The following is a 14,966-nucleotide window of genomic DNA, read 5'->3' on the forward strand; positions in this document are numbered from 1 at the left end:
GTCGCCCTGGCCGTGCCCGGAGGCGTCGGCGGCTTCGTACGGCGATCGTTTCTTCGCTGACTACTGGGGACATCCATGGCACGTGTACGTACGAGCAAACCTCCCACAGCGGTGCCAACCCTGGGCAAGTTCGACCATACCATCCTCGTCCTGCAGGGCGGCGGCGCCCTGGGTGCTTACCAGGCGGGTGTATTTGCAGGCCTGGCTGAACTTGGCGTGGTCCCCGACTGGATCGCCGGCGTGTCGATCGGAGCGATCAATGCCGCGTTGATAGCGGGAAATCCGCCGGACCGGCGCGTCGGGCGGTTGCGTGAGTTCTGGGAACGCGTGTCGGGGCAGTCGCCGTTTGTGCCGCCAGCGTCGCTGGATCCGATCCGGCAGGTGTTCAATTTCATGAGCGCAGCATCTGCGCTCACACTCGGCATACCGGGTTTTTTTGCGCCTCGCATGCCCCCGCCTTTCATGGCGCCCGAAGGGAGCCTGGGCGCGCTCAGCTTCTACGATACGCAGCCGCTCAAGGCGACACTCGAGGAACTGGTCGACTTCGATCTGATCAACCGCAAGGCGGTTCGCCTTTCGCTCGGCGCGGTCAATGTGACCTCGGGCAACTCCGTGTATTTCGACAATAAGGAGATCGAGATTCGTCCCGAGCACATTATGGCAAGCGGAGCACTGCCGCCGGGCTTTCCCCCTGTGAGCGTTGACGGCGAGTGGTACTGGGACGGCGGAATCTCCTCCAATACACCGCTGTGGTACGTGGTCGACCAGGACTACAGGGCGAGCGGGCTGGTCCTGCAAATCGATGTGTTTAGCGGCGTCGGTGAACTGCCGAAGAACCTCAATGAGGTGCAGGAGCGCGCCAAGGACATACAGTACGCGAGCAAGACGCGACTCAACGCGACCCGTATCAAGGAGATCGAGGAACTGCGCGGCGCTCTGCGCCGTTTGCTCGACAAGCTACCGCCAGCGCTCCAGTCCGACCCGGATGTACAGAGGCTCGCCGGGATAAGCACGCGAGGGGCGGTTGCCATCGTGCACTTCATCAACCGGCACGATACGAAGTCGGCCAATTTCAAGGACTATGAATTTTCTCGCGCCACCGTGATGGACCTGTGGGACTTTGGGTACGGCGACGTGCGCCACGCAATTGACCATCCGGAATGGCGGAACGCACTGGAAGTCGCCCCGGGCATTCACGTCTACGACCTCTCCCCTCGAAACCCTATGCAGGAGGAACACCCATCATGACCGAAGCAGAGGTAAAAGAGCGCGCATTTGCGATGCCGCTCACGAGCCCCGCGTTTCCACCGGGCCCTTATCGTTTCGTCAATCGCGAGTTTCTCATCATCACCTATCGGACGGATCCGGATGTACTGGCCGAAATGATTCCCGCCCCGCTGGAAATGACCGATCCGATCGTTAAATTCGAATTCATCCGGATGCCCGATTCGACCGGCTTCGGGGATTACACCGAAAGCGGCCAGGTGATTCCGGTCCGCTTCCAGGGGCAGGTGGGGGGTTATGTGCACGCTATGTTTCTGGACGACGAACCGCCGATCGCGGGCGGACGTGAAATCTGGGGCTTTCCCAAGAAACTCGCCTCGCCGCAACTGCGCGTCGAAAAGGACACGATAGGCGGCGTCCTCCGGTACGGGCCGGTGCCAATAGCGGTCGCAACCATGGGTTACAAGCATCGCGCGCTGCCCCATGACAAGGTGCTCGCGTCGCTCTCCGCGCCGAACTTTCTGCTCAAGATCATTCCGCACGTGGATGGCACCGCCCGCATCTGTGAACTGGTGCGCTACTACTGTGAAGACATCACCGTGAAGGGTGCATGGGAAGGGCCCGCTGCGCTAGAACTGTTCCATCACGCGCTCGCGCCCGTCGCGGTGTTGCCGGTGCGGGAAGTGATCTCCGGCGTGCACATCCTGTCCGACCTGACGCTCGGCCTCGGCACGGTGGTCCATGACTATCTAGCCGCGTAAGTAGGAAAGCATCATCAAATGCAGGGCTGGGCAGCCATTCTCACGGACGAGTACGCCGTCGTTCGCCTTCGGCACTTGAGGGCGCGTTGCCGCCACGATCGTCGCATCGGGCGACTTAGTCGCATTCTGAAGCAGCGGTCTGTGCCCGAAAGGCCACAGACCCGATGTCTCGGCTGCTCAGCCTATCACCTTCCAGGCACCGCCGCCATTGAACCTTTGTGTCATATCGGCATCCCCACTAGCCATGTAGTCTATTGCCTACGTGAACGTGGTCGAAGGGTGCGCTCCGGCACGAAGTGCTCGAGGAAATCAGCGACCACGCCATCTCGACAGGAGCGATGACCCCGGCGCCGCCGTTTGCGGATGTCGCCATCGCTCAATGCTGGAACCGATTGTTACCGCTTACTGGAGGAGAGAGACGTGAACACGAGCAAAGCAGCTGTCTGTCTCATTGGTGTCATCCTGTCGGCGTCCTGCCTTGCCGATTCCAACAAGGAAATGAAACCAGGCAAAATGACTTGCCAGGACTTCATCGTGATGGATGATGCGTACAAGCCACAGATGGTGTACTGGATGGACGGCTACAACAACAAAGGCAAGCTGCAACCCGAAGATGTCGTCATAGTCGGTCAGGACGAAACCGTTGCCGCTCTGGTTGAGGAATGCAAGCTGACGCCGAAGAAGTCCTTCGCTCAAAAGGTGAAATCTTTCTTTGCGAACCGCAAAACGCCGATCAGCAAGACCTATACGCACGAGTGACCGGTGCGCCGGGAGGGGGTCAGTTCCCAGGGATCCGGTCCCGCTATGCTGCAGAACCCTCCGCCCGATCCATCGTCCGGCAGCAGCGCAAGGTGAATGGCCTCCGTGCGACAGGACCGGACTCCTTCGCGGGCAGGGTCGCGAAGTGGTGCATCCCCGACGATGTCGTGTTCGTTGCCGACCTCCCGCTCACGGGCACGGGGAAGGTTCAAGAACTGACGCTGCGGCAGCGCTTCAGCGAGCACTTTGTCGCTCCCGCCGTGAGTACTGCATAGGTTCCGTATGGACGCGCTATGACACACGCCTTGATACCTTCGCGCGACGCGATAGCATGTTGATGCCGCGACAAACGCCGGGAATGCAATCGCAGCGTAGATGTAACCCTTAGGCACATGCGAACCGAAGGTGATCCCGGTTTTTCGAAACTGTCTTCGATGGTAGATGCCTGGACGCAGGGTAACACTCGGCCCTTCGATACAGCGTTGCGTAACGCCGTCGACGACTACCGTCGGCGACAAGACCGGCCAGCGGCCATGTCCGCAACGCGCCACGCGCCGTTATATGAGGTAACGCTTGTAAGCGAAGCCGCAATCTGATTGCACCCTGCAGGGCCTAAACTGGCTGCGCTAACGCCACGACGTTTTTTAATCCCGTGCAGTGGCGCGGCCCGTGCGTTTCGCGTGAACCATTCCTTCGAACCGCGCCATCAGGAGCAAAACCATGGCTCGCCTAACTGTACTTTTTGCTTTGTTAGGCCTCGTCGGCTGGATTCTTGTCGCGACACTCACTCGCCTCTCCGACTGCGGCATACACCCGATGGCTGATTGACAGGTGTCGGCAACGGAATACTCCGCCCGCCGGCCTCCCTGAGCCCGCCATTAAGCGACGATCCGGCTTTTGGCGTTCGTCTTCCGCATCGGACTCGTCAACACAACGGAGGATCACTGGATGAATCGACTTGTTTTCGCAGCGGCAATCGCATCCGTCGCCGGCATGTCTACTGTCTTCGCACAATCGAGTGGAACATTCGCGAATTCCAGCATCGCGCAGAATTTTCAATTCATCAATCATCCCCCGCCGCCCGTGCCAGCGAGTTCGGTCGCGCCGACAGGCGGCATCCGCGGTCATCGGCATCGACAATCGTCGACCGGTTCCGACTCCACCGGCACCGCATCGGCGCAGCAGTAACCCGAACTGCGGCGCGGAATCTGTGCCAGCCGCACCCGGCGCGCGCCCATTACCGATTGCTGCAAACACTGCATGCTCTATTGGACAGGTGTGCCCGGACCTTTCGATAGTGCCCTTGGGAATGTTGGCGTTCGCCGACGCCAGCGTTGTCCGCATGTCTTCGAGGCCGATGCCGTAGTGATCGAGCGCGGTGGGAGTCAGTTCGTCCGCATCGTTGGCGCCTGTCTGCCGGGAGATCGGCCATTGCAGGCGGGTCGAGTTGCAGCGCGCAGAACGCCTCGTCAAAACGATTCAGCAAGCGTTTACGAAAGGATATTCGTAAGCTTCACCGTGAGCTGATGAGGGCTGTCGTGCAGTCCTGCCCGACCCATTCCGAAAAAGCGATGGCACTAACTGGGCACCGGCCACCCCAGATCCTGCATCGCTGTTCTCGCGACAGCGTAGCGGCAAGTCTTGCAGACGGATGACGCGGCGCAACGCACACACCTTCGTAACAAATCGGAATCTCCCGAAAATGCAATGCTGCAAAGATCGCCCTGCAGTCGGATAGACTTCGCTTGCTGAATATCCGGATTCTTGCCGTTGGCGACGGCGCCCAATCCTGGGAGTTTCTATGCGGCTCTTCGACAGCAACCGGCCAGGCCGTCTGCACCCCAGACAGCCGCCCCCTGCTCGCGAACTGCAACCGGCGTCATCGACTCGGGGCGCTGCTACCCGTCAAAGAACGGCCCGTGAGCGCGCCCGGCTCCACTCCCCCTGCCCGCGCCCGCTGTGGACGGTGCGCGTCGAGAGCGACAGACGCGACGGGAGGCGGCCATGAGCGAAGTGTCGCCAAACCATGCAAAGAGCCCGCGGCGGGGCCTCATCGTGTTCGCGGTTGTGGCGCTGGCGCTGGTCGTACTCGTGATCGTGCACCTGCTCCGCTCAAAGGCGCCGAAGCCCAGTGTGGCGCCGCAAGTGGTGACGGTTGCCGCCGCAACGACGGGACCGATGCCGGTAGTATTGAGCGAGCTGGGCACCGTCACCCCCGTCGCCACTGTGACCGTGCTGACGCAACTGAGCGGCTACCTGACCGCGGTCGGCTATCAGGAAGGGCAGGACGTCCAGAAGGGGCAATTCCTCGCGCAGATCGATCCACGCCAGTACGAAATCAGCAAACAGCAGGCCGAAGCACAACTGGCGAAGGATAAAGCCGCACTTGCGCAGGCCCGCTCCGACCTCGCCCGCTTCACGCAGCTGAACGAGCGCAGATCGATCGCCGAGCAGACCTACGTCGACCAGAAGTTCCTCGTCCAGCAGGACGAAGCCGCGGTCAAGGTCGACGAGGCCAACATCGCACAATTCGCCCTCGACATCGCCTACTGCCACATCACAGCGCCGGTGTCGGGGCGGGTCGGGCTGCGCCTCGTCGATCCGGGCAACTACGTGACCGCATCGAGCCAGCCAGGCATCGTCGTGATCACGACGATGAAGCCGACCACAGTCCAGTTCACGGTGCCGCAAAACGACCTCGGCAATGTGCTGCAGCGCGTCAATTCAGGGGCGCAGCTACCCGTGACGGTGTACCGCAGCGACAACGCCCGCAAAATCGCCACCGGCATGCTGTACGCGATCAATAACCAGATGGCGACCGCCACCGGCACGGTCACGTTGCGTGCGACCTTCCCCAACGAGGACGAGGCGCTCTTTCCGAACGAATTCGTCAACGTGAAGCTGCTGGTCGACACGCTGCAAAACGCGGTGCTGGTGCCGGCGCCCGCCGTGCAGAGCGGCGCGCCGGGCGACTACGTGTATCTCGTCAACACTGACAACACCGTTTCGGTCCGCAGGGTCACGCTGGGACCGGGCGACGGCCAGCACACGGTGATCACGACAGGGCTGTCCGCCGGCAACGTGGTCGTCACCGACGGCATGGACCGGCTGAGCGATGGCGCGAAGATCTCGGCGTCCGCGGCCCGGCCGGCTGCCGCCAGCAGCGCAGCCGCGGCGTCGGGCGCTACCGCTTCCGAAGCACCTGGAGAGGCGCCCGCCTCAGGGGCGAGCCACACCCCTCACGCGCACGCGCCAGACGCGGCGTCGCACGCGTCATAGCGTGCAGACCATCCATCGATGAACATCTCCCGCCTGTTCATCCTGAGGCCAGTAGCGACGTCGCTGCTGATGATCGCGCTCGTGCTCGTGGGGCTGGTCGCGGTGCGCTTCCTGCCGGTTTCATCGTTGCCCGCCGTCGATTATCCGACCATCCAGGTGCAGACCTTCTACCCTGGCGCGAGTCCGGACGTCATGGCGACCACGGTCACCGCGCCGCTCGAAGTGCAGCTCGGCCAGATTCCGGGTCTGCAGCAGATGGTCTCGTACAGTTCGGAAGGTGCGTCGGTCATCACGCTGCAGTTCGATCTCTCGCTGAATCTCGACATCGCCGAGCAGAACGTCCAGCAGGCGATCAACGCGGCCAACAGCTTTCTGCCGAGCGGCCTGCCCCAGCCGCCGGTCTACGCCAAGATCAACCCGGCCGACCAGCCGATCCTCACGCTTGCGGTCACGTCGAAGTCGATGTCGCTCACCCAGTTGCAGGACGCGGCCAACAACCGCCTCGCGACGAAGATCTCGGAAGTGCCCGGCGTCGGTCTCGTGACGACAGCCGGCGGCAACGTGCCAGCCGTGCGCGTCGAAGCGGATCCGCAGAAGCTCGCCGCCTACGGTCTGAACATCGACGATCTGCGCACGCTGCTCGCGAACGTCAACGTCAGTCAGCCGAAGGGCAATTTCGACGGCCCGGAACTCGACTACACGATCAATGCTAACGACCAGATCGTAGATCCCAAAGACTATCTGGACACCGTCATCGCGTATCAAAACGGCGCACCGGTGTACATGCGCGATGTCGCTCACGTGAGCCAGGCGGCGCAGGACGTCGAGCGCGGTGCATGGTACAACCACACGCCCGCGATCGTGCTGAACGTGCAGCGTCAACCGGGCGCGAACGTGATCGCGACCGTGAACCAGATCACGAAGCAACTGCCGACGCTCGAATCGACACTGCCGGCAGGCATGCAGATCACGGTGGTATCGAACAGCACCGGCGTAATCCGCTCGTCGGTATCGGACGCCGCGTTCGAACTGGTGCTCGCGGTCGTGCTGGTCGTGCTGGTCATTTTCGTGTTCCTGCGCAACGTGCCGGCCACCGTCATCCCGAGCATCTCGGTGCCGGTATCCCTGATCGGCACGCTCGCCGTGATGTACCTGCTCAACTATTCGATCGACAACCTCTCGCTGATGGCGTTGATCATCGCAACGGGTTTCGTCGTCGACGATTCGATCGTGATGATCGAGAACATCGTCCGCTACCTGGAGGAAGGCAGGACGCCGCTCGAAGCGGCGCTCGAAGGCGCCGGGCAGATTGGCTTCACGATCCTGTCACTGACCATATCGCTGATCGCGGTGCTGATTCCTCTGCTGTTCATGGGCGGCGTGATCGGCCGGCTCTTCAGCGAGTTCGCGATCACGCTCGCGGTGACGATCGTGATCTCGGCGGTCGTCTCGCTGACGGTCGTGCCGATGCTCTGCGCGCGCATTCTGCGCGCGCAGGCGCAACGTCATCCGAGCCGCTTCGAGCGCTTCAGCGAAGGGATCTTCGACAAGACGCTCGCCGCCTACGAGCGCGGCCTAAGCTGGGTGCTCGATCACCAGACACTGACGCTGCTGGTCGCGCTCGGCACGGTCGCCCTCACGGCAATTCTGTATATCGTGATCCCGAAGGGTCTGTTCCCGGTGCAGGACGTCGGCGTGATCCAGGGCATCAGCGTCGCTGACACCTCGGTGTCGTACCCGGCGATGGTCCGGCGTCAAACTGCGCTTGCCGACGCGATCCTGAAAGACCCCGACGTCGTTTCGATCACGTCGTACGTCGGCATCGACGGGACCAATCCGACGCTCAACAATGGCCGCTTCCTGATCAATCTCCGCCCGCGCGACGACCGCTCGCTGACCGCCGAGGAAATCGGCCGCCGCATCCAGCAGGAAGTCGCCAACGTGCCCGGCATACGGCTGTATCTGCAGCCGGAGCAGGACCTGACGCTCGACACGTCGATCTCGCGCAATCAGTACAACTTCGTGCTGCGCGGGCCGAACCAGCAGGCGTTCAACCAGTATGTGCCGGCGCTCATCGAGCGGATGAAGCAGATTCCCGCGATCACCGACGTCACGAGCAACCTGAACACCGACGGCCTGAGCGTCTACGTCGAAGTCAACCGGCAGCTGGCGGCGCGCTACGGGATCACGGCGGCCACGATCGACAACGCGCTGTACGACGCGCTTGGCCAGCGCATCGTGTCGACCATCTTCCAGCAGTCCGATCAGTACCGCGTGATCCTTGTCGCCAAACCTGAAGCGGTGCCCACCGTGCAGTCACTCGGCAACCTGTATCTGCCGAGCCAGACGAGCAGCAGCGGCCAGGTGCCGCTGTCGGGCATCGCGACGATCCACATCACGCGCTCGCCGCTGATGATCAGCCATCTCGCGCAGTTCCCGTCAGTGACGATCTCGTTCAACCTCGCGCCGGACGCGTCGCTCAGTTCGGCCGTGCGGCAGATTCGCGACGCCGAGCGCTCGGTGAACCTGCCGCCTTCGATCACGTCGACGTTCCAGGGCGCCGCGCAGGCATTCGAAGACTCACTGTCGAGCGAGGTGTATCTGCTGGTCGCCGCGCTCGTCGCCGTGTACATCGTGCTCGGCGTGCTGTACGAGAGCTACATTCACCCGGTGACGATCCTCTCGACCCTGCCCTCGGCCGGCATCGGCGCGCTGCTGGCCCTGATGATCGCCGGCAGCGATCTCGACGTGATCGGTATCATCGGCATCGTGCTCCTGATCGGCATCGTCAAGAAGAACGCCATCATGATGGTCGATTTCGCGCTCGAAGCAGAGCGCGTGCACGGCAAGCCGCCGCGCGAAGCGATCTTCGAAGCGTCGCTGCTGCGCTTCCGGCCGATCCTGATGACGACGCTCGCCGCCATGCTCGGCGCGTTGCCGATGCTGCTCGGCTCGGGCACCGGCTCGGAGCTGCGCCGCCCGCTGGGTCTTGCGATCATCGGCGGCCTCACGCTTAGCCAGATGCTGACGCTGTTCACGACGCCGGTCATCTATCTGTTCTTCGACCGGCTCGCGCAACGCGTCAACGCGCGGCGCCGGGCGCGGCGTGGAGACGCCGCCGCGCCGCCGGAGAGCGCGCCGTGAACATCTCGGCGCTGTTCATCCGGCGCCCGGTCGCGACCACGCTGCTCGCGGTCGCGATTGCGCTGTCCGGGATACTCGCGTATTTCCGTCTGCCGGTTGCGCCGCTGCCGAACATTGCCTATCCCGTCATCGCGCTGCAGGCCAACATGGCGGGCGCGAGCCCGGAAACCATGGCAGCGACCGTCGCCGAGCCGCTGGAACGGCGCCTCGGGACCATCGCCGACGTGAACCAGCTCACGTCGATCAGCTATGTGGGTTCGTCGTTGATCATTGTCGTGTTCGGGCTTAACCGCGACATCAATGGCGCGGCGCGCGACGTCGAAGCGGCGATCCAGGCCGCGCGCGCCGATCTGCCGCCCACGCTGCGCAGCAACCCCACGTATCGCCAGTACAATCCGGCCGGCGCACCGATCATGGTGCTCGCGCTGACCTCCGACGCGCTCACCAAAGCCCAGCTCTACGACTCCGCCAATTCGGTGATCCAGCAGCAGCTGTCGCAGGTCAACGGTGTCGGGCAGATCACGCTTGGCGGCGGCGCGTTGCCGTCGGTGCGCGTCGAACTGGAGCCGGGCAAGCTGAACAGTTACGGCATCGGCCTCGAAGACGTGCGCGCGGCAATCGGCGCGGCGAACGCCGACAGCGCGAAAGGCCACATCGACCAGGGCGACCAGCGCTACGAGATCCTCTCGAACGACCAGATCAGCAGGGCCGCGCCGTATCGCGACGTCGTCATCGCGTATCGCGACGGCGCGCCGGTGCTGTTGCGCGACGTCGCGCAGGTGCGCGACTCGAACGAGAACATCCGCAACGCCGGGCTCTATAACGGCAAGTCAGCGGTGCTCGTGATTGTCTATCCGACGCCGGGCAGCAATGTGGTGAAAACCGTCGGCCAGATCCAGGCGCGTCTGCCGATCATCGAAGCGGCCCTGCCAAGCACGATCCACGTGAACGTCGCGATCGATCGTTCCGAGTCAGTGCGTTCGTCGGTCGCCGATACCGAGCGCACGCTGTTCATCGCGATGTTGCTGGTGGTGGGTGTGGTGTTCGTGTTTCTGCTGTCGCCGCGCGCGACGCTGATCCCGGCGGTCGCGTTGCCGCTGTCGATCGTCGGCACCTTCGGACCGATGTATCTGCTCGGCTACAGCATCGACAACCTCTCGCTGATGGCGCTGACGATCGGCACCGGTTTCGTCGTCGACGATGCCGTCGTGGTGCTGGAAAACATCATGCGCCATCTTGAAGCCGGCCTCGACCCGAAAGAAGCCGCGCTGCGCGGCAGCGCCGAAGTCAGCTTCACGGTGATCTCGATGAGCCTGTCGCTGATCGCGGTGTTCCTGCCGATCCTGCTGATGCCCGGCATCGTCGGGCTGCTGTTTCATGAGTTCGCCGTCACGCTGTCGATCGCGATCCTGCTGTCGCTGCTGATCTCGCTCACGGTCACGCCGACCATGTGCGCATACGTGTTGAGGCGCGGGCACGCGCAGCATGCGAAGGGACGCTGGGCGAGATGGATCGAAGCGCAGTTCGAGCGGTTCAGGAATGCGTACTCGCGTTCGCTGACCGCCGTGCTCGACCATGCGCTCGCGATCGTCCTCTTGCTGATCGGCCTGCTCGTGCTCAACGTGTTCCTGTTCCGGTTGCTATCCGCGACGTTCTTCCCGGAACAAGACACCGGCATCCTGATCGGGCAGATCATCGCCGACCAGAGCATCTCGTTCACGGCGATGGAGAAGAAGCTCGCGCAACTGCAGTCGCTCGTGCAGAAAGACCCGGCGGTAGCGTCGGTCGCCGGCTTCACCGGCGGCCGCGCGCTCAACACGGCCAACGTGTTTATCGAACTCAAGCCGCTTGCGGAACGCCACCTGTCGGCCACCGAGGTGGTCAACCGCCTGCGTCCCAAACTCAATGCGGTCTCTGGCGCTCGCCTCTTCATGCAAGCTCAGCAGGATCTGCAGATCGGCGGCCGCCAGGCCGCCGCCGAATACCAGTACACGCTGACGAGCGACGATGCGAGCGTGCTGTTCAAGTGGGTGCCGAAGCTCGTGACCGAACTCGGCAAATATCGCGGGCAACTGGAAGACGTGAACTCGGATCTGCAGCAAAACGGCTTGCAGTCCTACGTGAACATCAGCCGCGCGACCGCGATGCGCTACAGCTTCCAGCCAAACCAGATCGATAACGTGCTGTACGACGCATTCGGCCAGCGCACTGTGTCGACGATCTATAACGCGCTGAACCAGTACTTCGTCGTGATGGAAGTCGCGCCGCCCTACTGGCAATTTCCGCAGTCGCTTAACCAGGTATTCCTGAGCACGGCGGCCGGCAACCCGAGCGGCACGCAGCAGACGCGCATGCCCGGCGGCACCGTCTCACCCGTGACGCAGCGAGCTGCCGTGAGCAGCGCTTCGAGTACCAGCGCGAATACGAACTCGCTGAATGCCGACGCCGAAGCGAACCAGCAGACCAACAGCATCTCGAACAGCAAGGGCGGCAACTCCAGCGGCAGCGCGGACAGCACGGCGGCCGAAACGATGGTGCCGCTGCCCGCAATGATGACGTTCGTGAACAGCCACACCGCGACCCAGGTGAACCACCAAAGCGGCCTCGTCGCTGGCACGATCTCGTTCAACCTGCCGACCGGCGGTTCGCTCAGCCAGGCCGGCAAGCTCATCGAGCAGGCCGGGCGCGACATCGGCATGCCGGCTTCCGTGCACGGCGCGTTTGCGGGTGCGGCGCAGGCCTATGCGCAGTCGATGGGCGCCGTGCCGCTCCTGATCCTCGCCGCGCTGGTGGTCGTCTATATCGTGCTCGGCGTGCTGTACGAGAACACGATCCACCCGCTCACGATCCTGTCGACGCTGCCTTCGGCCGGCATCGGCGCGACGCTCGCGCTGCTGATCTTCGGCACGCCGTTTTCGGTGATCGCGTTGATCGGCATTATTCTGCTGATCGGGATCGTCAAGAAAAACGGCATCATGATGGTCGATGTGGCGATCCAGTTGCAACGCCACGAAGGCAGGAACGCCCGCGAGGCAATCCACGAGGCCGCCGTGGTGCGGCTGCGCCCGATCATGATGACCACCTTCGGCGCCGTGCTGGGCGCGGTGCCGCTCGCGATCGGCATCGGCCAGGGCGCGTCGCTGCGGCAGCCGCTTGGCGTCACCGTGATGGGCGGGCTGATCCTGAGCCAGGTTTTTACCCTTTACACGACGCCGGTGATCTATCTGTATCTCGACCGGCTGCGCGCGCGACTCGTCAAGTGGTCCGCTCGCCTGCCGTGGAATCGCCGCCCCGAAGCCCCGGATGCAAACGCATGATGATGACGATTTCCCGCACCACGCTGGCCACCGCTTCGCTGGCGTTGCTCACCTCACTCACGGCCGGATGCATGGTTGGCCCCGACTATCACCGTCCCGCTGTGCCGACGCCCGCCACGTGGAAGGAACTGCCCGGCTGGACCGAGGCGGAGCCCGCCGCCGAGAGCCCGAAGGGCGACTGGTGGACCGCGTTCAACGACCCGCTGCTCAATGACCTCGAGCCGCTGGTGTCGGTGTCGAACCAGACGGTGCGCCAGGACTACGCGAACTATCAGGCGGCGCTGGCCGAGGTGCGGCTCGCGCGCAGCGCGCTGTTTCCGACGCTCGGCGTCACCGGTTCGGTGACCCGCGGGCGCTCGCCGACGGGTAACCTCAGCAGCAGTTCACTCAGCAGCAGTGCGGGCACCTTCCAAAGCGTCAACAATTCCGGTTCGCTCGAGGCCAACGCGAGCTGGGCGCCCGACCTGTGGGGGGAGGTGCGTCGCAACATTGAATCGAGTTCCGCCACCGCTCAGGCCAGTGAAGCGACGCTTGCCAATGCGACGTTGTCCGAGCAGATCGCGCTGGCGAACGCGGTCATTGATCTGCGGGTGACCGACGCGAACATCGACCTTCTGACCCACACCGTAGAGGCGTTCCAGCAGGCGCTTCGCGTCGTTTCCGACCAGGACAGGGCCGGCACCGTGCCGCCGTCCGACCTGGTGACCGCGCAGACCCAGCTGGATACAGCGCAGTCGAGCCTGATCGCGCTTGGCGTCGCCCGCGCCCAGAATGCCCACGCGATCGCCGTGCTGGTCGGCAAGAATCCCGAAGACCTGGACCTGCCACACGATCCGACCTTGCCGACGCTGCCGGCGATTCCGGTCGGGGTGCCGTCGACGCTGCTGCAGCGACGGCCGGACATTGCCACGGCCGAACGGCAGATGGCCGCGCAGAACGCCGCGATCGGCGTCGCCGTGGCGGCGTATTACCCGACGATTTCGCTGTCGGCACTGGACGGCTTCACGCAATCGCCGTTGTCGGGCCTGCTGCATATCGCCAATCACGTCTGGTCTTTGGGCGCCTCGGCCAGCGAGACGCTATTTGATGGCGGCGCGCGCAATGCACAGGTCGCCTCGGCCCAGGCAAGGTACGACGCGGCCGTGGCCAACTATCGCGGCACCGTATTGACGGCCTTCGAGGGGGTGGAGAACGACCTCGTCGGCTTGCGCGTCCTTGCGCAGCAGGCCGATGTGCTGGAGCGCGCCGTACGCGACGCAACGCGCGGCACCGAGATCGCGCTCAACGAATACCAGGCCGGCACCGTGGACTACACGACCGTCTCGACGGCGCAGACGGCTCAACTGACCGTCCAGCAGACGGCGTTGAACGTGCAGCAACAGCGGCTGCTCGACGCGGCATCGCTGATCGGCGACCTCGGGGGCGGCTGGTCCGAAGGCGTGCTTCACGATCCACTGCATCCCAGGCGACAGGAGGTCTCGCAGTAGCCCGGGGCGAACAGCGATACCGCCATCGACACGCCTCGTCCTGGTCCGGACGGCAAAGGCTGGAGGATGGTTTTGAACGAATTTTGAACAGACCTTGCTGGATGGAGTCAGGAACCGGAAGCTCGAGTCGCACGCCCAACTCATCGGCAAACTCATACAGATGGGCTGCAACTGCACCGACATTGCCGCTTATCTCTCCGTGCACTCGATCGCCGACGTATCCCGATATTCAGTAGAGAAGCACTGTAAGCGCGCTGCCGCTTACGCGGCTCCAGGCGACGCTGCCGGCCGCTCGCCTTCCGGCCCGAACAAGCCATCGTGCTACGAAACGCTCACACACCTGGCAGCTGTCCAGCCCGCAAGAGTCGCCACCGCGTGCAGATCAGATAGCGCAGCCGGATAGCGAACCCCCTTCCGTGACCTCGCGGACAAGCGCGCCCTCGGGCGTAGCGGTCGGGCGTAGCGGTCGGGACGCCCGAATCGCGCAACGAACCGACAACACGATCGACGACCGACAGTAGCGTCGGGCCGCCGGAGGCGCCCCGCTCTTCCGACAGTCGCGGGCCAGCGGGTACGAATCCGGCCCTATCGGAACCGACGCTCGGGTCCGAGATCGCATGCGTCCCGCCTTACAGTCGTCTGAGTAGCGACCTGAGGCATCGGCTGTCGCACCTAACAGCAGCGGCGGGCCCGCCGAAGCGCGCGCGTGCATGGAGTTGGGGCTGCGCTGAGAGAACCCGCGCATGTCAGGAAAAGCGGACTTCAGCTCGCGCGCAAGCTGGTCGATGAGCTCTCGCGCCTGCCCGATGCAGGTCCTGAGCTCGGCAAGCCACGCGACGTAGTGGGGCGAAGGGGGAGACAATTCGGTGATGATGTGAGGTGAGTGATCTAAGGGCGGAGGCTGCCGGCAGCACCGCCAACCGTCTCGAGCAGTTCGTAACGGTTATCACAAAATACGTACTAAACATCACAAACACCTGCCGGAGGATTGAAAC

8 protein-coding genes and 1 pseudogene are annotated in these 14,966 nt (G+C 63.6%); 8 read left to right on the top strand and 1 reads right to left on the bottom strand.

Annotation, left to right across the window (positions count from 1 at the left end; genetic code table 11):
• Window positions 1–75 precede the first annotated feature (75 nt).
• The 4 genes from P3T23_RS33325 to P3T23_RS33340 all read left to right on the top strand — a co-directional run bounded on the left by P3T23_RS33325 (window position 76) and on the right by P3T23_RS33340 (window position 3,019).
• Entirely contained in the window at window positions 76–1,248 is a 1,173-nt protein-coding gene (locus P3T23_RS33325) for a patatin-like phospholipase family protein (RefSeq protein ID WP_429320325.1), read from the top strand.
• A complete protein-coding gene (locus P3T23_RS33330; protein ID WP_429320326.1) occupies window positions 1,245–1,985 on the top strand; it encodes an acetoacetate decarboxylase in 741 nt (246 codons plus the stop codon). Before P3T23_RS33325 ends, P3T23_RS33330 begins: the two co-directional genes overlap by 4 nt.
• Window positions 1,986–2,405: 420 nt before the next feature.
• Window positions 2,406–2,744, top strand: a complete 339-nt coding sequence (locus P3T23_RS33335; RefSeq protein ID WP_429320327.1) for an HdeA/HdeB family chaperone — start codon at window positions 2,406–2,408, stop codon at window positions 2,742–2,744.
• 92 nt (window positions 2,745–2,836) lie between these two features.
• A complete protein-coding gene (locus P3T23_RS33340) occupies window positions 2,837–3,019 on the top strand; it encodes a hypothetical protein (protein WP_429320328.1) in 183 nt (60 codons plus the stop codon).
• A 16-nt stretch (window positions 3,020–3,035) separates the two neighbouring features.
• Here P3T23_RS33340 and P3T23_RS33345 read toward each other — a convergent pair.
• Window positions 3,036–3,148 (bottom strand): annotated as a pseudogene (locus tag P3T23_RS33345) (TerC family protein); the annotation flags it as partial.
• 1,600 nt (window positions 3,149–4,748) lie between these two features.
• Here P3T23_RS33345 and P3T23_RS33350 point away from each other — a divergent pair.
• From P3T23_RS33350 to P3T23_RS33365, 4 genes are read left to right on the top strand one after another with little or no spacing between them, the layout of a single operon-like run.
• The gene (locus P3T23_RS33350; RefSeq protein ID WP_429320329.1) at window positions 4,749–6,023 is read left to right on the top strand and encodes an efflux RND transporter periplasmic adaptor subunit; all 1,275 of its coding nucleotides are present in this window, start codon (window positions 4,749–4,751) and stop codon (window positions 6,021–6,023) included.
• 18 nt (window positions 6,024–6,041) lie between these two features.
• Window positions 6,042–9,167 carry an efflux RND transporter permease subunit gene (locus P3T23_RS33355; protein WP_429320330.1) on the top strand — a complete coding sequence of 1,042 codons (3,126 nt, stop codon included), beginning with the start codon at window positions 6,042–6,044 and terminating at the stop codon, window positions 9,165–9,167.
• Entirely contained in the window at window positions 9,164–12,484 is a 3,321-nt protein-coding gene (locus P3T23_RS33360) for an efflux RND transporter permease subunit (RefSeq protein WP_429320331.1), read from the top strand. Before P3T23_RS33355 ends, P3T23_RS33360 begins: the two co-directional genes overlap by 4 nt.
• Window positions 12,481–13,971: an efflux transporter outer membrane subunit gene (locus P3T23_RS33365; protein WP_429320332.1), complete on the top strand. Its 1,491-nt coding sequence runs from the start codon at window positions 12,481–12,483 to the stop codon at window positions 13,969–13,971. Before P3T23_RS33360 ends, P3T23_RS33365 begins: the two co-directional genes overlap by 4 nt.
• Window positions 13,972–14,966: the final 995 nt, after the last annotated feature.

The sequence above is a fragment of the Paraburkholderia sp. GAS448 genome (assembly GCF_050435685.1).
In the GTDB taxonomy this organism is placed as follows: Bacteria; Pseudomonadota; Gammaproteobacteria; order Burkholderiales; family Burkholderiaceae; genus Paraburkholderia.

Coding starts and splice junctions, on each gene's coding strand:
- P3T23_RS33350 (WP_429320329.1), top strand. CDS start 4,749: ATGAGCGAAGTGTCGCCAAACCATGCAAAGAGCCCGCGGCGGGGCCTC.
- P3T23_RS33365 (WP_429320332.1), top strand. CDS start 12,481: ATGATGATGACGATTTCCCGCACCACGCTGGCCACCGCTTCGCTGGCG.
- P3T23_RS33325 (WP_429320325.1), top strand. CDS start 76: ATGGCACGTGTACGTACGAGCAAACCTCCCACAGCGGTGCCAACCCTG.
- P3T23_RS33330 (WP_429320326.1), top strand. CDS start 1,245: ATGACCGAAGCAGAGGTAAAAGAGCGCGCATTTGCGATGCCGCTCACG.
- P3T23_RS33355 (WP_429320330.1), top strand. CDS start 6,042: ATGAACATCTCCCGCCTGTTCATCCTGAGGCCAGTAGCGACGTCGCTG.